The sequence below is a fragment of the Cupriavidus sp. OTU4054 genome (genome assembly GCF_038440175.1).
GTDB lineage: Bacteria > Pseudomonadota > Gammaproteobacteria > Burkholderiales > Burkholderiaceae > Cupriavidus > Cupriavidus pauculus_D.
In genome coordinates, this window is sequence record NZ_JASATF010000007.1 from 205,380 (window position 1) to 226,481 (window position 21,102).

18 protein-coding genes are annotated in these 21,102 nt (G+C 67.1%); 6 read left to right on the forward strand and 12 right to left on the reverse strand.

Annotated features, from left to right (window positions below; translation table 11 throughout):
* Window positions 1-5: 5 nt before the first annotated feature.
* Genes AAHB16_RS11555 through AAHB16_RS11565 form a run of 3 tightly spaced genes read right to left on the reverse strand, consistent with a single transcriptional unit; the run spans window position 6 to window position 4,384 of the window.
* Window positions 6-1,559: an ABC transporter substrate-binding protein gene (locus tag AAHB16_RS11555; RefSeq protein ID WP_150374272.1), complete on the reverse strand. Its 1,554-nt coding sequence runs from the start codon at window positions 1,557-1,559 to the stop codon at window positions 6-8.
* Between the two features lie 48 nt (window positions 1,560-1,607).
* Window positions 1,608-3,200, reverse strand: a complete 1,593-nt coding sequence (locus AAHB16_RS11560) for an FAD-dependent oxidoreductase (protein ID WP_342050927.1) — start codon at window positions 3,198-3,200, stop codon at window positions 1,608-1,610.
* On the reverse strand, window positions 3,197-4,384 hold the full coding sequence (locus tag AAHB16_RS11565) for an acyl-CoA dehydrogenase family protein (protein WP_342050928.1): 1,188 nt from the start codon (window positions 4,382-4,384) through the stop codon (window positions 3,197-3,199). The genes AAHB16_RS11560 and AAHB16_RS11565 overlap by 4 nt, the downstream gene beginning before the upstream one ends.
* Before the next feature lie 157 nt (window positions 4,385-4,541).
* On the opposite strand from AAHB16_RS11565, the gene AAHB16_RS11570 reads away from it, so the two are divergent.
* The 5 genes from AAHB16_RS11570 to AAHB16_RS11590 all read left to right on the forward strand — a co-directional run bounded on the left by AAHB16_RS11570 (window position 4,542) and on the right by AAHB16_RS11590 (window position 10,752).
* Entirely contained in the window at window positions 4,542-5,930 is a 1,389-nt protein-coding gene (locus AAHB16_RS11570) for an LLM class flavin-dependent oxidoreductase (RefSeq protein WP_342050929.1), read from the forward strand.
* 33 nt (window positions 5,931-5,963) lie between these two features.
* Window positions 5,964-7,382, forward strand: a complete 1,419-nt coding sequence (locus AAHB16_RS11575; RefSeq protein ID WP_342050930.1) for an LLM class flavin-dependent oxidoreductase — start codon at window positions 5,964-5,966, stop codon at window positions 7,380-7,382.
* On the forward strand, window positions 7,379-8,845 hold the full coding sequence (locus AAHB16_RS11580) for an FAD/NAD(P)-binding protein (RefSeq protein ID WP_342050931.1): 1,467 nt from the start codon (window positions 7,379-7,381) through the stop codon (window positions 8,843-8,845). The genes AAHB16_RS11575 and AAHB16_RS11580 overlap by 4 nt, the downstream gene beginning before the upstream one ends.
* Before the next feature lie 106 nt (window positions 8,846-8,951).
* On the forward strand, window positions 8,952-9,911 hold the full coding sequence (locus tag AAHB16_RS11585; RefSeq protein WP_342050932.1) for a fatty acid desaturase: 960 nt from the start codon (window positions 8,952-8,954) through the stop codon (window positions 9,909-9,911).
* Window positions 9,904-10,752: a phosphate/phosphite/phosphonate ABC transporter substrate-binding protein gene (locus tag AAHB16_RS11590; protein WP_223851692.1), complete on the forward strand. Its 849-nt coding sequence runs from the start codon at window positions 9,904-9,906 to the stop codon at window positions 10,750-10,752. Before AAHB16_RS11585 ends, AAHB16_RS11590 begins: the two co-directional genes overlap by 8 nt.
* Before the next feature lie 43 nt (window positions 10,753-10,795).
* On the opposite strand, the gene AAHB16_RS11595 is transcribed toward AAHB16_RS11590, so the two are convergent.
* The 5 genes from AAHB16_RS11595 to AAHB16_RS11615 are packed head-to-tail and all read right to left on the reverse strand — an operon-like array spanning window position 10,796 to window position 15,278.
* Window positions 10,796-11,632: a MetQ/NlpA family ABC transporter substrate-binding protein gene (locus AAHB16_RS11595; protein WP_150374279.1), complete on the reverse strand. Its 837-nt coding sequence runs from the start codon at window positions 11,630-11,632 to the stop codon at window positions 10,796-10,798.
* A gap of 31 nt (window positions 11,633-11,663) precedes the next feature.
* Window positions 11,664-12,503, reverse strand: a complete 840-nt coding sequence (locus AAHB16_RS11600) for an ABC transporter ATP-binding protein (protein WP_342050933.1) — start codon at window positions 12,501-12,503, stop codon at window positions 11,664-11,666.
* Between the two features lie 21 nt (window positions 12,504-12,524).
* The gene (locus AAHB16_RS11605) at window positions 12,525-13,313 is read right to left on the reverse strand and encodes an ABC transporter permease (protein ID WP_342050934.1); all 789 of its coding nucleotides are present in this window, start codon (window positions 13,311-13,313) and stop codon (window positions 12,525-12,527) included.
* Between the two features lie 13 nt (window positions 13,314-13,326).
* Entirely contained in the window at window positions 13,327-14,148 is an 822-nt protein-coding gene (locus AAHB16_RS11610) for an ABC transporter permease (protein WP_342050935.1), read from the reverse strand.
* Window positions 14,148-15,278, reverse strand: coding sequence for an ABC transporter substrate-binding protein (locus AAHB16_RS11615; protein ID WP_150374283.1), 1,131 nt, complete (start codon window positions 15,276-15,278; stop codon window positions 14,148-14,150). The genes AAHB16_RS11610 and AAHB16_RS11615 overlap by 1 nt, the downstream gene beginning before the upstream one ends.
* A 279-nt stretch (window positions 15,279-15,557) precedes the next feature.
* Here AAHB16_RS11615 and AAHB16_RS11620 point away from each other — a divergent pair, with 279 nt between their 5' ends.
* Window positions 15,558-15,737, forward strand: a complete 180-nt coding sequence (locus AAHB16_RS11620; protein ID WP_150374284.1) for a CsbD family protein — start codon at window positions 15,558-15,560, stop codon at window positions 15,735-15,737.
* Window positions 15,738-15,821: 84 nt separating this feature from the next.
* Here the strand turns inward: AAHB16_RS11620 and AAHB16_RS11625 are convergent, their stop codons facing one another.
* From AAHB16_RS11625 to AAHB16_RS11640, 4 genes are all read right to left on the reverse strand, one after another.
* Window positions 15,822-17,261, reverse strand: coding sequence for an FAD-binding oxidoreductase (locus AAHB16_RS11625; RefSeq protein WP_342050936.1), 1,440 nt, complete (start codon window positions 17,259-17,261; stop codon window positions 15,822-15,824).
* Window positions 17,262-17,315: 54 nt separating this feature from the next.
* Window positions 17,316-18,119 (reverse strand): 4-hydroxy-2-oxoheptanedioate aldolase, encoded by an 804-nt coding sequence (gene hpaI, locus AAHB16_RS11630; RefSeq protein ID WP_342050937.1) that lies wholly within the window; start codon window positions 18,117-18,119, stop codon window positions 17,316-17,318.
* Between the two features lie 43 nt (window positions 18,120-18,162).
* Window positions 18,163-19,632: an NAD-dependent succinate-semialdehyde dehydrogenase gene (locus tag AAHB16_RS11635; RefSeq protein ID WP_150374287.1), complete on the reverse strand. Its 1,470-nt coding sequence runs from the start codon at window positions 19,630-19,632 to the stop codon at window positions 18,163-18,165.
* A gap of 31 nt (window positions 19,633-19,663) precedes the next feature.
* The coding region (locus AAHB16_RS11640; protein ID WP_342050938.1) for a UxaA family hydrolase at window positions 19,664-21,102 on the reverse strand (1,439 nt) is incomplete at its 5' end.

Sequence of the window (21,102 nt, forward strand, 5' to 3'; positions counted from 1 at the left end):
CTGGCTTACTTCCACGCCGCTTCGCGGAAGTTCAGGCTCCAGCCGGCCACCTGCGGCTTCCAGTCCAACTGCGGGTCCTTGACGTAGATGACCTTGGGTTCGGCCAGCAGCACGGCCTGCCCGTCGTCACGCGTGACCTGCAGGATCTGCCGGAAAATGGCGTCCCGCTTTGCCTTCTCGGGCTCGCCATCGACCTGCGTGACGAGTTTCTCGACCTCGGGATTGAAATAGTCCGACCACGTGCCGTCCTTCGTCGCCGCGCCGCCGATGACGTGAATCGGGTCGTAGATCGCGTTGCCGAAGCCCATGACGACGAGCGGGCCGCTCTGGTGCGTATTGTTGAGGCGGTTGTAGGCGACCGAGTCGATGACCTTGATCTGTGTGCGGATGCCGACCTGACCCCAGTACGCGGCCAGCGTCTCGCAGATGACGCGCGGCTGGTTGCTCGGGCAGGTGAGGCTGGTATCGAAGCCCTTGGCATACCCCGCTTCGCCGAGCAGCTGTTTTGCCTTCGCGATATCGAACGCGAACGGCTTCAGCGCGGGATTGCTGCCATACGGATAGCTCGACGGAATCAGCGAATTGAGTTCCGCCGCCTGGCCACGCAGCACGCTGGCGATCAGCGCCTTCTTGTCCACCGCATAGTTCATCGCGAGCCGGACGTCGCGCTTCGATAGCGGCGAGGCGGCGTCGTTGGAGTAGATGCGGATATGCAGCGGGCTGCCGCCATCGACCACTTCTGCCGCGAGCCCCTTGTTGGCTTGCAGGCGTTCGAGGTCGGTCGGCAGCACTTCGGTGGCCAGATCGACCTCTCCCGCCAGCAGCGCGCTGGCGCGGCTGCTGGCCTCGGGCACGACCTTGTAGACGAGGCGCGAGACCGCAGGTTTGGTGCCCCAGAAGCCGTCGAAGCGTTCGAACGCGAGCTCGCGCCCGACCTGATTGCGCACGATCTTCCACGGGCCGGTGCCGATGGGGGCCTGCGCAAAGGCATCGGCGTTCGGCAGCGATTGCGCGTACCTGTGCGGCACGATATAGAGATAGCCGGCCAGCTTGTTCAGGAACGCCCCATCCTTTTTCTTGAGGCGGAACACCACGGTCTGCGGATCCTTGACCGTCGTCGATTCGATGATCGGTGCGAAGAACGGGCGCCGCGTGCTCTTCGACTCGGGTTGCAGCACACGGTCCATCGAGAACTTGACGTCATCGGCGGTGAAGGCGTCGCCGTTCTGGAACTTGACGCCCTTGCGCAGCTTGAAGGTCCAGACCAGACCGTCGCCGCTGATATCGTAGCCGGTGGCAAGACGCGGTTCGAGGTTGCCCTGGCGGTCGAAGCCATAGAGCGCGTCGAACGCGTTCCATGCGTACTTGGCCGACTCGACGCTCGGCGGAATCAGCGGGTCGAGGTTGGCGGGCAGAGCGGTGATGGCGACGACCACCGTCTGCTTGTCGACGGCGGGCTTGCCGTCGATGGCGCCGGCGGGGAGGGTGACGGCGAGCAGCGCGGCGGCGAGGGTCGTTCCGGCGACGGTGCGGTGCGGGGAGGGGAGCGACAGCTTCATGTTCTGGACAGGGATGGACGTGACAGCGCCTTGTGGCGGAAGGGGTGGTCAGGAGAACACGACAGGGTCGGATTCGGGGAAGGCATGCGCGGCGGGCCGTTGCGCGGCATCGCGCGATACCGCATGGCGCGCCGCACGGCGGCCGCCGACGATGCATTCGGCAAGATTGCCGCCGGCCATATAGAGATGGCCAAACGCGCTCCCGAGCTCGCCGGCCGCATAAAGGCCGGCGATGGCATGACCCTCTACATCGAGCACGCGCTGGTCGGCATCGTGGACGGGGCCGCCCTGCGTGTTGATGACGAGCGGCCAGACCCGCGCGAGATAGAACGGCGCGCGCGCAATGGGACGCATGGTGGACGGCGGGCGACCGAACGCGTCGTCGTGCCGCGCGGCACACGCGTCGTTCCAGGCGTCCAGCGCCGCGGCAAGGGCGGCCTCGGGCATGTCCGCCAGCGCGGCCAGCGACGATACGGACGCCGCCTCGCGGAAGATGCCGAGCGCGAGCTCCTGCCCGTTGTCCTCGCTCCATGCAAACGCGCGCGCGGCTGCGGGCGCATCGGGCGTGACGTGGGCGATGAAGCGGCCAAGCTTGTACATGGCGAAGCCATCGGCATCGAGCACCATCCATGCCGGCAGCCGCGTATTGCGCCCGTGGTTGCCGTCGAGATGCGAGAAGTGCCGCACGCCGGTATCGCCGGGGTAGGGCTCGTACTCGTTGGCAAAGCGCCGGCCGAGCTGATCGATGAGGATCCACGGCATGACAGGCAGGTTGTCGTGTGCATGCCCGGGCGTCCACATCGGAAAGCTCTTTGGGTACAGCCCGAACGGAAACGCCGGATCCGGATGCCGAAAGCCATAAGGGCCGTGAAAGTGCCACATATGCCAGAGGTCCGCTCCGAGCGCCTGCGCCATGCGAATGCCATCGCCGGTGTTGCCGAGGAAGCTGCCATTGAGGACCTCGGCGGGCTCGAACCATGCCTGCTGCATGCGGAGGTCGGCCTCGAAGCCGCCACAGGCGAGAATGACGCCACGCGTCGCATGGACGCGCAACGCACCGTGCGCGTCCGCGAGCATGGCGCCATGCACGGGGCCGTCCTCATCGCGCAATAGCCGCGTCGCGCGCGTGCCGGTCAGTACGGAGATCGGCCGGCGCTCCACATGCGCCTGCAATAGCCCGAAAAATCGCGCCCCGGGGGGCGACAGCGCGGTCACATGGCCGGGAATGCGATCGCCGAACGCGAGGTCGTCCGGCAGCGACCGCACTTCCGCATAGCCGAGGGACTCGAACCCGGGGAACGGGTAGTTGCCGACAGCCTTGCGCACGACGAGCTCGGCGCCAATGTCGTCGGCCAGCGCACGCAACCATGCCGGAAAGTCCTGCATACCCTGCGCGAGCACTTGCAGGACGTCGTCGGGCGTGCGGCCACCACAGGTGTGGCGCAGATAGTCGAGCGCTGCGTCGGCGTCGAACGCCATGCGCGCGCCGCCGGCGGAGACCACGGACAGGCCGCCGGGCCAGGGCATCTTCTCGACGAGCAGCACGCGCGCACCGGCGTCGGCAGCCTCGATCGCCGCGGCCGCGCCCGCGGCACCGTATCCGATCACGAGCACGTCGCACGTCAGCGTCCGCATGGTCATCGCTGCCGCGTGGAATCGAAGGCCTGCCCCAGCATGGCGGCACCGATCGTCTGATGCGTGCGGTCGTGTCCGACGTGCAGGACGTGCGTGTGCAGGTCGCGGATCAGCCGTCCCAGCGGATGATCGTCGAACAGCGCGGTGGAACCCGTCAGGCGGCCCATCGTTTCGGCCGCAAGCATCGCGGCCTGCGCGCAGGTGGACTTGGCGGCCATCGAGGTCAGTTCGGCCCGCTGCACGTCCCCGGCGCGCCATATGGCAATCGCATGGTCGAGCGAGGCGGCGGCCGCCTGCAGGGCGACCTGTACCTCGCCGACGTGCGCCTGTACGAACGGATCCGCCACGCGCTCGGGAAAGTCGCGCAGCCAGTCCGTGGCCCATCCGGCGATCCCTTCGCCCATGCCCAGATAGTTGGCCGCAAAGCCCAGATGGAAACGCCCCTGCCAGCGACCGCGTACATAGTCGCCTGGGCGGCCCAGCACATGCGAGGCCGGAACGCGGACGTCGTCGAGCTGGACGCGCGGGCTTTCCGCCACGCGCATGCCGGTGGGGCGATACCAGCCCCCGATCTGCGTAACACCGGCCATCGACGGTTCCACGAGGACCATCTGCTGGTTATGGATCAGGCCGTCGGGACCGTCCACCGATGCAAAGGCGAGCCCGTAACCGTGCTCGATGCCGTTGGTCGCGTATTGCTTGACGCCCGTGACGCGGAGGCCATCGCCGTCGGCGACGGCACGCGTCTGGTAACGCGGCGAGCCCGGCGCGAGACCGGGCTCGCTGCCGAGGAATGCGAACAGCGAGAGCCGCTCGCGTTGCGGCGCGAGAAACCGCGCGTGCTGCGAGGGTGTGCCGGTCTCCCACACGGTCCATAGCGCATGGTTGTGCACCTGGAGGCAATGGGCCGTGCCCGGCGACACGCGAGCAATCGTGCGGATCGCCTGCAGATAGGTACCGGGGGCGTCCGTGCCGAGCCGGCTGTCGGCGCCACCGAGCGCGTCCGGCAATGTCAGGCGCAGCCAGCCACCGTCGTGCAGTTCGCGCAGGTTGTCGAGCGGCAGCGCCGCGTGCTCGTGCGCCAGCGCTTCACGCGCGGCGAAGCGCGTCTCCACGAGGTGGCGCAGTGCGGCGAGATCGGGGCGGGAAGATCGGCTGGCGGAAGGGGGGATACGGGAGGCAACGTTCATCGAACGCATTTTGCGAACGCGCACCTTACGGAACAAAGACTCATTTCGTATATGGATGGCGGGCGCCAACCGGTATCGACATGCGGAAATCGCGTTTAGCGCCGGTGCTGGAATTGATTACGCTAGAACGCTTCCTCGGCACCTCCCTTCTCCAGCCATGACTCAACGAAGCGGGCAAATCAGCCTCGGCGCGTTCCTGTATCCCTCCGGCCACCATATCGCGGCGTGGCGTCATCCCGATGCGCAGGCCGATGGCGGGATCGACTTCCGGTTCTACGCGGACCTCGCGCGCGCGGCCGAGGCGGCGAAGTTCGACCTGATCTTTCTCGCGGACGGCGCGGGCACGCGCGGCGACAACGTCGAGGTGCTGAGCCGCGTCGCCCATAGCTATCAGGCACAGTTCGAGCCGCTGACACTGTTGTCGGCGCTGTCGGCGGTGACGGAGCGGATCGGCCTTGTGGCCACCGCCTCGACCTCGTTCAACGAGCCGTATCACGTGGCGCGCAAGTTCGCGTCGCTCGACCATCTGTCCGGCGGCCGCGCGGGCTGGAACGTGGTGACCACGGGCAACGAGCACGAGGCGCGCAACTTCAACCTCGACAAGCACTACGCGCACGCGGACCGCTACGCGCGGGCACGCGAGTTCGTCGAAGTGGTCACCGGACTGTGGAATAGCTGGGAGGACGACGCGTTCGTGCGGGACAAGGAACGTGGCATCTTCTACGACGCGGCCAAGCGCCATGTGCTGCATCACCGCGGCGAGCACTTCAAGGTGCAGGGGCCGCTGAGCGTCTCCCGTACGCCTCAGGGACATCCGGTGGTGGTGCAGGCGGGATCGTCGGAAGCTGGCAAGGAGCTTGCGGCGCGCAATGGCGAGGTCGTGTTCACCGCGCAGCAGACGCTCGAGGAAGCCGTCGCGTTCTATGCGGACCTGAAGGGCAGGCTCGCGCGATATGGCCGTTCGCATGACGATCTGCGCGTGATGCCGGGCGTCTTCCCGGTGGTCGGCGCGAGCGAGGCGGAGGCCCGCGAGAAGTTCGAGCAACTGCAGGCGCTGATCGATCCCGTGGTCGGGCTGTCGCTGCTATCGACGATCGCGGGCGGCGTGGACCTGTCGCAGTATCCGCTCGACGGTCCCATTCCGGATCTGCCGGAGACCAATGGCACCAAGAGCCGCCAGCAACTCGTGATCGATCTCGCGCGGCGGGAGAACCTGACCATTCGGCAACTGTACCAACGCGTGGCCGGCGCGCGCGGGCATTGGCAGCTCGTCGGCACGGCGTCGCAGATCGCCGATGAGCTCGAGGAGCGGTTCCGGCATTACGGCGCCGATGGCTACAACATCATGGCCCCGTATCTGCCGGGCGGTCTCCATGACTTTATCGCGCACGTGATTCCGGAACTGCGGCGGCGGGGGTTGTATCGGACCGAGTACACGGGGACGACGTTGCGGGAGCATCTTGGGCTCAAGCGGCCCGCGCATCCCGCAACGGTGTCCGCGCCGACCCTCACATCCTCCTTGCCGCCCGCCTTGCAGCCCGCCTGATCCGATCCTGTTGCCTTATCGATACTCATCACCGTGCCAAAAGAAATCCGCATCAACGCCTTCGTCACGTTCGCCCCGAGCCATCTGTCGCCGGGCCTGTGGAAGCATCCGCGCGACAAATCGCTGCAATACCACACGCTGGCCTACTGGACCGAACTCGCGCAGATCGCGGAACGCGGCCTCTACGACGCGCTGTTCTGGGCCGACGGCATCAGTACGTATAGCGTGTACGGCAATGAGCACGCGCCGGCCATTCGCGGCGCGCTGCAGTTTCCGCGCCTGGATCCGTTGCTGCTCGTCTCCGCGATGGCGCAGGTCACGACGCACCTGGGCTTCGCGGTGACGAGCAGCACGACCTACGAGCCGCCGTATCAGTTCGCGCGCCGCATGTCGACGCTCGACCATCTGACGGGTGGCCGCGTTGGCTGGAATATCGTGACGAGCTTCGGCAGCACGGGCACGAAGGCCGTGGGCCTCGGCGAATCGCGCGGGCATGACGAGCGCTACGACGTGGCGGACGAGTATATGGAACTGCTATACAAGCTGTGGGAAGGCAGCTGGGAGGACGATGCCGCGGTACGCGACCGCGAGGGACAGGTCTTTGCGGACCCGAGCAAGGTGCACGAGATCCATCACGACGGCAAGTACTACCAGATGGAAGGCGTGCACTACAGCGAGCCTTCCCCGCAGCGCACACCGATGCTGTATCAGGCCGGCGCCTCCGCGCGCGGGAAGGACTTCGCCGCCAAACACGCGGAATGCGTGTTTATCAGCGCGCCGAGCCGCAAGGTCATTCGCGATACGGTGGAGGACACCCGCCGCCGCGTGGCGGAGCAGGGGCGCGATCCGGCATCGGTGCTGTTCTTCATGCTGCTGACCGTGATCGTCGGCCGTACCGAGGAGGAGGCGCGCGCGAAGCTCGCCGATATCGAGCAGCATGTGAGCCTCGAAGGCGCGCTGGCGCTGTTCTCGCGCTGGACCGGTGTCGATCTGGCCGGCAAGGATATCGACGCGCCGTTCACGTACGAGCGCAGCGAGGCCATGCAATCGACGATCGAGGGCTTTACCATCGGCGATCCGGACCGCGTATGGACCATCGGTGAACTGGCGCGGCATAACGCGATTGGCGGCAAGGGGCCTGTCATCGTCGGCTCCCCGGAGCAGGTGGCGGACGCGATGCAGGCGTGGATCGAGGACACGGGCGTCGATGGCTTCAATCTCAGCTACACGATCATGCCCGATTCGCATCGCGACTTCGTGGACCTCGTGGTGCCCGAACTGCAGCGGCGCGGCGTCTACAAGACCGAATATCGGCCCGGCACGCTCCGCGAGAAGCTGTATGGCGACGGCCGTGCGCTGCTCGGCGAGGATCACGTGGCGGCCAGCCATCGGGTGCGGGAAGGTGTCCGCGAAGGTGTCCGCGAAGGTGCGCGGGAAGGGGAAACCGTATGACAGCGCCATCCGCTATCCCACGCATTGCGATCGTCGGCGGCGGTTTCGCGGGCGTGGCCGTCGCGCTGCGGCTGCTGCGCCAGTCGCCGGTGCCGCTCCATATCGATCTGATCGAACCGGCCGAGACACCGGGACTTGGCGTGGCCTATGCCACGGCGTTGCCGCATCACCTGATCAACGGCATCAGCAAGATGATCAGCCTGTTCGACGACGAGCCCGGGCACTTCACGGACTGGCTTGCGCGGCAGGTGGCCGCGGGCGCCTGGACGCCGCCGGAGGGCGTGGCGCTGGGCGACAGTCTGCCGCCGCGGCGGCTCTACGGTGCCTATCTTCAGGAAACGTGGACGACCTGCACGGCGACCCACCCGGCAGCATTGCGCGAGGGCCTGACGCTCGAGCATCTGCGTGCGCGCGCGACGGGCTTGCAGCGGGTAGGCAAGTCCTACGTGGTGACGCTCGGCGACGGCCGCCGGCGGCATGCTGACAAGGTCGTGCTGGCCACGGGCCTGATGCAACGCCGCGCGAAGGATCTGCCGTTTGCCATCGACGATGCGGTGCTCGCATCGCGTGCGTATGTCCATGACCAATGGGCGCCGGGCGCGCTCGATGGCATCGCGCGCGGGCGACGCATCGTCTATCTCGGTGCGGGCCTGAGCGCGCTGGACGGTCTGATTTCCGCCGAGCATGCGGGGTTTCGGGGCGAACATGTGGCGATCTCGCGCAAGGGGCTTGCCGTCAACGAACGTCGCGCGCTGGAGCCGTGGCCCGACTTCGTCGAGATTCCAGAGCACGGCCTGACGCTGCGCGAGCTCGGCCGGCAGGTCCATCCCCAGCTGCGCCGGTTGCGCGCGCAGGGCGAGGACTGGCAGCGCATCGTGCCGACATTGCGGCTGCATGTGGATGCGCTATGGGCGCGCGCATCCGAAGCCGAACGCCGCCGCTTCGTCCGTACGCTGCGATCGCTATGGGACGTGTCGCTGCATCGCTCGGCGCCGGTGGCGCTTGCCTGGCAAACGCGCGTCAAGGCCGATGGACGCTATCGTCATGAGGCCGGGCAGTTGCTGGCGGTGGAGGCGCTGGCCGACGGCCGGCTGGCCGTGCGCTGGCGCGAGCGCGGCGGTACCGCGGTGCACACGCTCGAGGCAGACCGCGTGGTCAATTGCCTCGGTTTCGAATACGACTGGCGACGCAGCGACGATCCGCTTTGCCGCGATGTGCTGGCACGCGGGCTCGTGCTGCCCGACCCGCTGGGCTTTGGCCTGCAGGCGGCGCGCGACACCTGCGCGCTGCTCGACGCGCATGGGCACCCGCAGGCGGGGCTCCATGCCGTGGGGCATCCATTGCGCGGGGTCTTCTGGGAGTCGAATGCCGTGACCGAGCATATTCCGCAGGTCGGCAAGGTGACGCGCGCGTTGATCGCGCAACTGGAAGCCGCGCGTATCGAGGAGCGTGCGGTGGCGTAAGCGTGGCTGCGTCGACAAGTGCATATGGTTATCGGCATTCATTCGTTCCCGTGCACATACCCCGGGCCGTATCCTGCAGTCTCGTATCACGGCACTGACAGGAGCCATGGCAATCTACCTCGACGATCGGCAACGCGAAGAGCTGACGCGCGCGGCGCGGCACTGGCTCTGGCGCACGGAAATGCCGACATGGATGCTTGTGGTGGCCGTCTATGGATCCTGGTTCGGCGTCGCGGCCAACGCGGCGCGGCTGGGATTGCCGCTGACCTGCGTGCTGCTCACGCTGGCCACCACGTGGTACCTCTCGCTGCAGCACGAGCTGCTGCATGGTCATCCGACGCGCGTGCCATGGCTCAATACGTTGCTCGGTGCGGCGCCCCTCGGCGTATGGCTCCCGTACGGCCTCTACCGGCGCGCGCATCTCCAGCATCACGATGCGGAGCTCACGCATCCCGAGGCGGATCCTGAAAGCTATTTCCTGTTTCCGATCGAATGGCAGGCGGCGGGTCCGCTGCGCCGCCGGCTCTACGCCACGCGCAATACGCTGCTCGGGCGCGTGGTGCTGCAGCCCGCGTTCTCGATCTACGCGATCGCGGCGGAGGCGGCGGGCAAGGTGAGGGCGGGGGACTGGCGCGATGTGCCGATGTGGCTCGCGCATCTGTCGGCGCTGGCGGTATTGCTGGGGTGGCTGCAATATGCTTGCGGCATCCCCGTGTGGCTGGTGCTCTGCGGCATTGCATATCCGGCCATGTCGCTCGCGGCCATCCGGTCGTTCCAGGAGCACCGTCCCAGCGATTCGCATCCGGGCCGCAGCATCATCAACGATGCGGGGCTGGGCTGGCGGCTGCTGTTCCTCAACAACAACTATCACCTCGTGCATCACGATCTGCCCTCGGTGCCGTGGTTCGCGCTCGGCTGGGTGTACCGGCGTCGCGCGGAGGACTACCTGGCACGCAATGACGGCTTTTTCGTGCGGGGCTATCGGGAGTGGCTGCGGCGGTATGCGTGGCGCCCGGTGGCACCCGTCGCGCACCCGATATTTCAGGGACCGTCCAGCCATGGCTAAGCTCGAGCGCTGGGTAGCCGCACTGCCCATGTACAACGTTTCCGCCTCTCTGCGCGCCGACTGGCTCGAGCTGATCGAGCGCGTGGGCGACGCACTGGCACGCGACGGTGCGGCCGAGGGGAGCGCCATCGCCCTGCGCGCCGTGGATCCCGGCGAAGGCCACGATGCGCTGCAGGCATTCTGGCATCGCGACGATCTGCTGCTGTCGCAGACCTGCGGACTCCCGCTCGTACGCGGACTGGCGCCGCACGTGCGCCTGATCGGCACGCCGCGGTTCGACGTGCCGGGCTGTCACCGGCAACGCTATCGCAGCGCGCTCGTGGTGCGCGCGGGCGGTCCCAGGTCGCTGGCCGACTGTCGCGGCGCGCGTGCCGCCTGCAACGGCCCCGATTCGCATAGCGGCATGAATGCGCTGCGCCATGCGGTGGCGCCGCTGGTCAAGGCAGACACCGACGGCGGCCGGTTCTTCAGCCAGATCGTGCTCACCGGTTCCCATCTGGCGTCGCTGGCCGCGCTGGGCAACGACGAAGCGGACGTGGCCGCCATCGATTGCGTCACGCTGGCATTCGCGGCCGAGCATCATCCCGAACTGGTGGCCGGCGTGCGGCAGATCGGCTTTACGCGGCCCGTGCCCGGGCTGCCGTTTATCGCTTCCCGGCGCGCGAGCGTGGCGCTGGTCCGCCGCGTACGCGCGGCCTTGCGCAGCGTGCTGCACGAGCGCCCCGACCTCAGTGCGCGGCTCCACCTGGGCGACGTGGTGCGCTCCACCGTGGCCGACTACCTGCCGATTGCCTCGATGGAGCGCGAGGCGCAGCTGCGCGGCTACGCGCAACTGGCCTGACCGGCGCCGGTCAGCGCTCGGTCAGCGTTCGGTTAACGTTCGGTTAGCGTTGATACGCCGGAGGATTGAAGCCCGCAAACTTCTGCTGGGTCACGGCCTTGAACTCGGCCGACCGATACGCATCGCGGATATCGGCGACAAACGGCCGATTGATATCGGTCGTGCGCACGGCCACGAGGTTCATGTAGTAGTCCGGAATGGCTTCCAGCTTTAGCGCCGATGTCAGCGACAGCCCCGACGCCAGCGCGAAGTTGCCGTTGACGAACGCATAGTCCACATCGTCGAGCGAGCGCGGCAACTGCGCGGCCTCCAGTTGCACGAGCTTGAGCTTGTGCGGATTGCCGTCGATATCGCGCTCGGACGCGCGCACGGCGTCGGTGCCCGGCTTGAGCGTGACCCAGCCGATCTGCTGCAGAATCGCGATCGCGCGCGCAAGGTTGGTCGGGTCGTTCGGTAGCGAGACCGTCGCGCCGCTCTTCACGTCCTGCAGCGACTTGTGCTTGCGGCTGTAGATGCCGATCGGCGCGGTCGGCACCTTCACGACCTCCGACAGTTGCAGCTTGCGATCCGACGAGAACTTCTTCAGATACACCTCGTGCTGGAAGGCATTGGCGTCGATCGCCCCGTCGGCGAGTGCGAGGTTCGGCTGCACGTAGTCGCTGAACTCGACGATCGTCACCTTGTACCCGCGCTGTTCGAGAATCGGCTTGATCCCGAAGCGCACCTGATCCGCGTACGGGCCTGCCGTCGCGCCGAAGCGAATTTCCTTCTTGTCCGCATCGGCCGCATGCGCGATACCGGCCGTCTGCATGACACCGCCCGCGATCACTGCCGCCAGCAGTGCCAACGTGCGCCGGCGGTAGATCGTTCCTGCTTTCATATTCACTCCCCTGTGTTCGTTATCGAAATAGTCAGACTGCAAACTGAAACGCAAGCGGCACGTGATCGGTCACGACGTGCAGCTGCGGTGCCAGCGGCGGCGCGGCGGCTTCGGCCGGCTTGTCGCCGAATTCGCGCAGCACGGTGTCCCGGATGCGCGAGAACGCGGGCGCCGACCGTTCGCGCGGATGGGCGAGATCCACGGGCACGATGCGGCGGATACGTCCAGGCCGAGGCTCCATGACCACCACGCGTTCGCCGAGGTAGACCGCTTCCTCGACGTCATGCGTGACGAGAATCATCGTGATGCCCTCGGCCTGCCAGATGCGGTGGAGTTCCTGTTGCAGGTAAGCGCGCGTCAGCGCATCGAGCGCGCCGAACGGTTCGTCCAGCAGCAGGATGTCCGGACGCGTGACGAGCGCCCGCGCGATGGCCACGCGCTGGGACATCCCGCCCGACAACTGGTACGGATAGGCGTGTTCGAAGCCGCCCAGTCCGACGAGGTCGATATGGGACTGCACGGTGCGGAACTTGTCGCCTTCGCTGAGGCCGCTGTTCAGCAAGGCCAGCGAGATGTTCTGCTCGACCGTGAGCCACGGAAACAGCCGATGCTCCTGGAACACGATGCCGCGCTGCAGGCTCGTGCCCACCACGCGCTTGCCGTCGAGCAGGATCTCGCCGCGGTATTCGTCCTCGAGGCCGACGATCAGCCGCAGCAGCGTGGACTTGCCGCATCCGCTGGTGCCGACCACGCTGACGAATTCGCCGGGCTGGATGGAGAGCGTGATGTCCTCGAGCACCGGCAGGGCCGCGCCCTTGACGTCGTACTGTTTCGACAAATGCGAGATATCGAGTGTGCCGGCATGTGCCATCGGCATGTCTCCGAAAGAGGTTCAGTGGGCGGCGACCGAGCGGCCGCGCCAGCGCAGCAGCCGCGCCTCGATATGGCCGGCGATCCAGTTGAGGGTGAAGCCGACGAGGCCCACGACGATGACGCCGAACAGCACGAGGTCCATCCAGAAGTTCTCGCGGCCGTCGATCATCGTGTTGCCGATGCCCTTGCCGGACACCAGCAGGTACTCGGCGCCGAGCGTGGCCAGCCACGCATAGATCAGCGCCAGATGAATGCCCGCGAAGATCGCGGGCGAGGCAGCGGGCAGTACCACGCGCCACAGCGTTTGCCGGCGCGTAAAGCGCAGCACGCGCGAGACCTCGATCAGGTCCGCCGGCACGCCACGAATGCCCTCGAAGGTGTTGAGCACGACGGGGAAGAATGCGGCCAGCGACAGGAAGACGACCTTGGCGGTATCGCCGAGGCCGAACCAGACCGAGATCAGCGGAATCCACGCGAACAGCGAGATCTGCTTGACCGTGTGGAACGTCGGGCCGACCATTTTCTCGAACAGACGCGACAGGCCAAGCGCGGTACCGAACACGAGGCCGACGGTCGTGCCGATGGCGAAACCTGCCAGATCGCGCCACAGGCTCGCGGCCAGGGCCGCGAACAGCTTGCCGCTGACAATCTGCTCGACGGCGGTATCCCAAACCTTGGACGGCGCCACGAGCAGCGGCGATCTGGACCAGCCGAATGCGACGGCGGCCCACCAGAGCGTAACGAGACCGACCGGCAACACCCATCCGCGCAGCACGCGTGGAATGCCCGGCTTCGTGGATGCAATCATGGCATGTGCCTCCTCAAAAGCCCGGTTTCCGCCAGCGCAACACGACACGCTCGGCCCGCGCGAGCAGCTGATCGAGCGTAAAGCCGATCGCGCCGACGACGATGACCGCCGCGATCACCATATCGAGCTGGAACAGCTGCCGTCCGTACACGATCATGTAGCCCAGCCCCTCGGAGGAGGCGAGCAGCTCCACGACGACGAGCGCGAGCCACGCATGCGTCAATCCATAGCGAATGCCATTCCATACGGGCGCGGCCGCCGCGGGAAAGATCACGCGCGACAGCGTCTGCCATCGCGACAGCCGCAGCACGCGCGCCACTTCCAGATACGGGGCGGGCACGTTGCCGATGCCCTTGTACGTGTTGATGGCAATCGGCACGAGCGCCGCCTTGGCAATCAGGATGATCTTGAGCGCTTCGTCGATGCCGACCAGCAGCATCAGCAGCGGCAGCCATCCGAGTACGGGCACCTGGCTGAACGCCTTGAATGTGGGATAGACGTAGTCGCGGAACCGCGGCGACAGTCCCATGGCCGTGCCCAGCGACAAGCCGGCGACGAGGCCGACGCCGAATCCGGCCGCCACGCGCAGCGCGCTGATGCGCAGGTTGTCCCATAGCTCGCCGGACGCGTGCAGGTCCGCCAGCGTGTGCGCCACGGCTTCGGGCGTCGGCAGGACCTGCGGTGGAATCCATTCGAAGCGGGCGGCGATGTACCAGATGGCCAGCAGCGCCAGCGGCACGGGCCAGGCGAGCAGCACGTCCACGATATGCCGGCGGTAGCCGTCGAGGGCAACGGCGGGCCGCGGCGCTTCCAGCGCGAGCGAGTCTGTTGCCATTACGCCCCCAGGATCTTGCCGTCCGGCTGGTAGATGGGCCAGTAAGTCTGGAGCTTCAGCTCGTCGAGCGCGGTACGCAGGTAGCGCTGATCGATCCACTGGTCCACGTCGAAGCGCGCGCGGCTGAGGCGGAACCGATAGGACTGCTCCACGGCGTCCTTGTAGCGGGCAACGAGGAACGGATCGAAGTTCGGATTGAGGCGAACGCGCAGCGGTTCGCCGTCGAAGTCTTCCTTCCAGTGCTCGTAAGGCGTGCCCGCGCGCGCCCATGTCCGCAGCACTTCTTCGCGATTCTTTTCATCCGAGGCCCAGCGCGCCGATTCGACGGCCGTGCGCACGAACTGCTGCGTGGCCTCCGGATAGCGGCCGGCGAAGTCGTCGGTGACCAGGACATGGCTCTGCCGCGTATAGATCGGCGACTGGCCCTTGCTCGTATACAGCACGCGCACGGCGCCCTTGTCGCGCAGGCGCAGGATGTCCATGGCGCCGATGGCCGCGTCGATATCGCGCGTGGTCAGTGCCGCGAGATAGCCGGCGGTATCGAGGTTCAGGAGCCGCACGTCCTTCTCGGTCAGACCCTGCGATTCGAGCAGCCGCAGTGCCGGCAAATGCATATTCGTGCCCTTGAACAGCGATACCCGCTTGCCGCGCAGATCCGCCACCGTCTTGAGCGGAGAGTCCGGCGGCACGCCGATATAGATGTTGGTCCGCACGCCGGTGGCCAGCACCAGCCGCGTCTTCAGACCGGCCGCGCGCGCGACGATCGAAGGCAGGTCGCCCTGCAGCGCGAAGTCCAGCTGGCGGTTGGTCAGGGCCTCGTTGACGGCGGGACCGGCGCCCTTGAAGAAGTACCACTCGATACGCGTGCCGGCAGGCTTGAACGCTTCCTCGACCCAGCCCTTGGCGTGCGCGATGGAGAGCGAACTGCCGGCGAAGGTCGGCGGCGTGCCGGTGGCGGGCTGCGCCACGCCGATGCGGATGACGTCCGGGCGCGCCGCGGCGGATGGGGCACTGAATGCGCTGAACGGAGTGAGGGCGGACAGCGTTGCCGCGCCGAGGCCGACGCGGCCGAGCTTCCACAGGGCATCCCGCCGGGCGGGGTCGAGATACGGGTCGTTCCGATCGGGCATGGGGCGCAAATGAGGGTGGTGAGCCGACCCACACGATAAGCGGCGGTGACGCGTCCGACGAACGAAGGAATTTGCGGATCGTTATGGGACCCTGCCGCATAAGGGCATGCAGGTTTTGCGCGAGTGCCGATAAGGTCTTCGGCCTGTTCTGACAGCACGTTGCGCGCCTGTCCTACAAAATCCGGGCGCCGGTTTTTCTACACTGACAGTGAGCCGCTTCCGACGCGATGCAAAGCGTACTTCGGAGGCGCCCACAAACTGACCGCAAGGAGCGTAATCATGAACAAGGACCAAGTGAAGGGTCGCATGACCGAGGCCAAGGGCAAGGCGAAGGAACTCGCCGGCAAGCTCACGGGCAAGACCTCCACCGAGATCAAGGGCAAGGCCGAGCAAGTGGCTGGCAAGACGCAGGCCAGCTACGGCGATGCCAAGGAAGACATCAAGAAGAGCCCGCGCTGAGCGGCATCTTCAGAGCTTCCATCGCGCATCAAAGCAAGTCGCGGAAGGGCAGGGAGCGGGGCGCAGGCCCCGCTCCCTTTTTGCTTACTTGAACTCGGGCAGGAGCCGCCCCGGGTTCAGCAGATTCTTCGGATCCAGCGCGCGCTTGACCTGCCACATCAATTCGAGCTCCACCGACGACTTGTATTGCAGCAGATCGTCCCGCTTGGCCACGCCGACCCCATGCTCGGCCGAAATCGAGCCATTCTCGGCATGGGCCAGCCCATCCACGAGGTCCGACACGGGCTTGTACCACTGGGCGAGGAACGACTTGGCGTCGCGGTCGCGAGGCCGCAGCGGATTGAAGTGGACATTGCCGTCGCCCATATGGCCGTAGATGACCATGCGCGTGGCGGGCTCCAGCGCCAGCACTTCAGCCGACGCCTTGCCGATGAACTGCGCAATACGCGAGACGGGGACCGAGATATCGCACTTGATGCTTCCGCCGGTGCGCGTCTGCGCGTCGGAGATTTCCTCCCGGATACGCCAGAACTGCTGCACATCGGCCAGGCTCGATGCCACGGCCGCATCGACGACGAGGCCCGCCTCCAGACCCGCCTCGAGAATCTCCATCAGCGTGCCGCCGAGCGTCTCCTCGTCGGTGCCCGACGTCAGCTCGATCAGCACCATCCAGTCGTGCCGGCTCTCGAGCGGCGAGGGGATATTGCCCAGATACTCGAGCACGAGCTCCAGCGCGGGCGCCGAGATCAGTTCGAAGGCGGTCACGGCACCGCCCGACAGCGCGCGCGCACGGCCAAGCAGGTCCACGGCGGCCTCGGGGCTCTGTACGGCCACGAAGGCGACCGCGGTCGAGCGCGGCTGCGGCATCAGCTTGAGCACCGCGCCCGTGATGATGCCGAGCGTGCCTTCCGCGCCGATGAACAGGTGCTTGAGGTCGTAGCCCGTGTTGTCCTTGCGCAGTCCTTTCAGCGATGAAAACACGCGGCCATCGGGCAGGACCACCTCGATGCCGAGCACGAGGTCGCGCATATTGCCGTAGCGCAGGACCGCCGTGCCGCCCGCGTTGGTCGAGAGATTGCCGCCGATCTGGCACGAACCTTCCGAGCCGATGCGCAACGGAAACAGGCGCTTCGCTTCGTCGGCCGCGGCACGGGCCGCGGACAGCGTCACGCCGGCTTCCACGGTCATCGTGTCGTTGATCGTATCGATCGCCAGCACGCGATGCATCTTCTTGAGGCTGATGACCACGGCGATGCCGCTATCGTCGGGCACCGCGCCTCCCATCAGCGACGTGTTGCCGCCCTGCGGCACGACGGGCACGTCGTTAGCATGGCACCACGCCATCACGCGGCTGACCTGCCCGGTCGTCGCGGGCATGACCACCACCGGCGACCGGCCGCGATAGAGGCGGCGATAGTCGGTGACAAAGGCCTCGGTATCGGCATCGGCGGTCAGGCAGTTGCCGGCACCGACGATGTCCTGCATGGCGGACAGCAGGGCGGCTTGGGTGGGGGAAGCGGTCATCGTGGCTCGGAGGGCGGGAAAGTCGGCGGAAAAGCAGGCGGAAAAGTCGGCAGGTTAGTAGGCAGCGCCCGGCGCGGCAATGCTGGCGGCGCGGTCCGGCAGGAACTCGGCGGCCAGCCGGCGCGCGGCGTTGGCATAGACCAGTACGTCCACGCCGGTCGCCACGAACGTGCAGCCCAGCTCCAGATACCGGCGCGCGAGCGCGTTGTCGGAAGTCAGCGTACCGGCCGCCTTGCCGCTCGCCACGATCGTGCGCATCGCGGATTCTATCTGGTCCTGCACCTCCGGGTGCCCCGGGTTGCCGCGATGGCCCATCGACGCGGCGAGGTCGGCCGGACCGATAAACACGCCATGCACGCCGTCGACGGCGCAGATCGCTTCCAGATTCTGCATGGCGGTCACGGTTTCGGCCTGCACGAGCAGGCAGACCTCGTCGTCGGCCACGGCCAGGTAGTCCTTGCGGGCCGACCACTGGGACACGCGCGCCACGGCGCTGCCCACGCCGCGCACGCCGAACGGCGGATAGCGCGTGGCGCGCACCAGCGCGGCGGCCTGTTCGGCGGTATCGACCATCGGAATCAGCAGCGTGCGCGCGCCGATATCGAGCAGCTGCTTGATCAGTGCGGTCTCGCCCGAGACGGCACGTACGACGGCCTGCGAGCGGTAGGGCCCGAGCGCCTGCAGCGTTTCCAGGATCGAGCGCACGTCGTTGGGCGCATGCTCGCCGTCCACGAGCAGCCAGTCGAAGCCGGCCGTGGCGCTGATCTCGGCCAGATAGGACGATGCGGCGGACATCCAGAGTCCGATCTGCGGCTGGCCAGCGGCCAGGGCGGCCTTGAACGGGTTATGGGCGGGCATGCGGTCTCCTTGGTGTCCGTGTTGGTCTCTGTTTTCGGGCGGGTCAGCTGAGCTGCCCCTGGCACAGATACTTCGTATGCATGTAATCGTCAAGTCCGTGACGCGAGCCCTCCCGGCCGTAACCGGACTCCTTCACGCCGCCAAACGGCGCCGCTTCAGACGCGAGCGCGCCCTCGTTGATCCCGACGATGCCGGTTTCCAGCGCCTGTGCCACGCGCCAGATGCGCCGTACATCGTTCGAGTAGAAATACGCGGCAAGGCCGAATGGGGTGTCATTGGCATCGCGAATCACCTCGTCCTCGTGGTGGAAACGGAAGATGGGCGCCACCGGACCGAAGGTCTCCTCGTCGGCCAGCGCCATGGCAGGGGTCGCCCGGGTGAGTACCGTGGGCGCGTAGTAATGCGGACCGTCGTCGGTGCGCACGCGTTCGCCGCCGACCACCACATGCGCGCCTTTCTCGAGCGCGTCGCGCACATGCCGGTCGATCTTGGCCACGGCACGCGCGTTGATCATCGGCCCGATCTGGGACGCGGCCTCGCTGGCCGGGCCCACGCGCAGCGCGGAGACGCGCGCCGCCAGCTTGCCGACGAAGATGTCGTGCACGCCGGCCTGCACATAAATGCGGTTGGGGCAGACACAGGTCTGGCCGCCGTTCCGGAACTTGGCGGCCATCAAGCCTTCCACCGCGGCATCGAGGTCGGCATCGTCGAAGACGATAAAGGGCGCATTGCCGCCGAGTTCGAGCGAGAGCTTCTTGAGCGTGCCGGCCGACTCGCGCGCAAGGTGCTTGCCCACGGGCGTGGAGCCTGTGAACGTGATCTTGCGCACGCGGCTGTCCGCGAGCCACGCGTCGACCACGGCCGGCGTCCGCACGCGCGAGGCCGTGACGATATTGAGTACGCCGCGCGGCAGGCCCGCCTGCTCGGCCAGGTATACGAGGGCCAGCGCGGTCAGCGGCGTGTCTTCGGCAGGCTTGCAGACCACGGTGCAGCCGGCCGCGAGCGCGGGCGCGATCTTGCGCGCGATCATCGCCAGCGGGAAATTCCACGGCGTGATGGCGGCCACCACGCCGACCGGTTCCTTCAGCACGATCATCTTGCGTCCGGGCACGGCTTCCGCGACCACGTCGCCGCAGATGCGTGTGGCTTCCTCGGCGAACCATTCGACGTACGAGGCGCCATAGCGGACCTCGCCAAGGCTTTCCGCCATGGGCTTGCCTTGCTCGGCCGAGATGATGCGCGCGAGGTCCTGCTCGTGGGAGAGGATCAGCGCGTGCCAGCGCTTGATCCGCTGCGCGCGCTCGCGCGCGGTGCGGCGGCTCCAGTCCGGGAACGCGGCCGCCGCGGCGTCGGCGGCGGCCTTCGCATCGGCAGCGTCGCTGTCGGGCACGTGGGCGATGATTTCGCCCGTCGCGGGATCGATCACCTCGAAGCGTGCGCCGCTGTCTCGCCACTGCTGGTCGATAAAGTTCTGCGCGCGCAGCAGCGTCCGATCGGTAAGAGTAGTCAACATGGAGGCGTACCGGATAAAAGGAGGGGGGAGATCAACTGACGATGCCAACGTGCCAGGGCACGAATTCATGATCGCCGAGCCCCAGCAGTTCGCTCTTGGTCGGCTCGCCGGAAGCGGCACGGAGGATGTGTTCGAAGATCCGTTCCCCAAGCTGCGCCACGGACAGTTCGCCGTCGAGCACGACGCCGCAGTTGATGTCCATGTCTTCCTCGAGCCGCCGATACATCGGCGTGTTGGAAGCGAGCTTGATCGTCGGCGCGGGCTTGGAGCCGAACATCGAGCCGCGGCCCGTGGTGAAGCAGATCATGTTCGCGCCGCTGGCGATCTGGCCGGTCGCGGCCACGGGATCGTAGCCGGGCGAGTCCATGAAGACGAAGCCGGCCTTGTCGATCGGCTCGGCATATTCGTACACGGCCTGCAGCGGGGTGGTGCCGCCTTTCATCGCGGAGCCCAGCGACTTCTCGAAGATGTTCGCGAGGCCGCCCTGCTGGTTGCCGTGACCGACCACGCCGTTGAACTGCGCGTTCTGGCCGGCCGTATACCGCTCCCACCACGCCAGGCGGTCGAGCAGCTTCTGCCCGACCTCGGGCGTGACCGCGCGGCGCGTGAGCATGTATTCCACGCCATGGATCTCGGGCGTCTCCGACAGGATCGCCGTGCCGCCGTGCCGCACGAGGATGTCCATGGCCGCCCCGAGCGCGGGGTTCGCGGTGATGCCGGAGAACCCGTCCGAGCCGCCGCATTCGAGGCCGATCTTCAGATGGCTGGCGCTCACGCGCTGGCGCGTGCAGGCATTGGCGCGCGGCAGCATCGACTCCACGGCGCGGATGCCGGCCTCGATGGTCGCGCGCGTACCGCCGGTGTCCTGCATGACCAGCGTATGCAGCTGTTCGCCCGGTGCGAGGCCCTGCGATTCGACGAGCGCGCTGACCTGATTGCGCTCGCAGCCCAGACCGACGATCAGCACACCGGCCAGATTCGCATGGCGCGCATAGCCGGCGATCGTGCGGCGCAGCAGGTCGAAGTGCTCGCTCGGCGACGACATGCCGCAGCCGCTGCTCTGCGCGAACGCCACCACGCCATCGACATTGGGATAGCCGGCCAGCCGCTCGCGCGTGAAATGCGCGGCGATATGCTTGATGACCGTGGCCGAACAGTTGACCGACGCCAGGATGCCGATGAAATTGCGCGTGCCCACGCGGCCGTCGGGGCGCACGTAGCCGAGGAACGTCGCGCGCTCCGCCTCTGGCACGTAGTCGATGGGCCGCACGTCCGCGCAGAACGCGGGATCGCGGTAGAAGTCCACGAGCCGCAGGTTGTGGCTGTGTACGTGATCGCCCGGCGCGATATCGCGATCCGCCACGCCGATCACGGTATCGTACTTGCGTACCTGTTCGCCGCGCCCCATAGCGCCCCCCGGGAAATTGTTGGCGGGGCGCCCCCGCGCCCCCCAGCGCCCCCCCCCGGGCC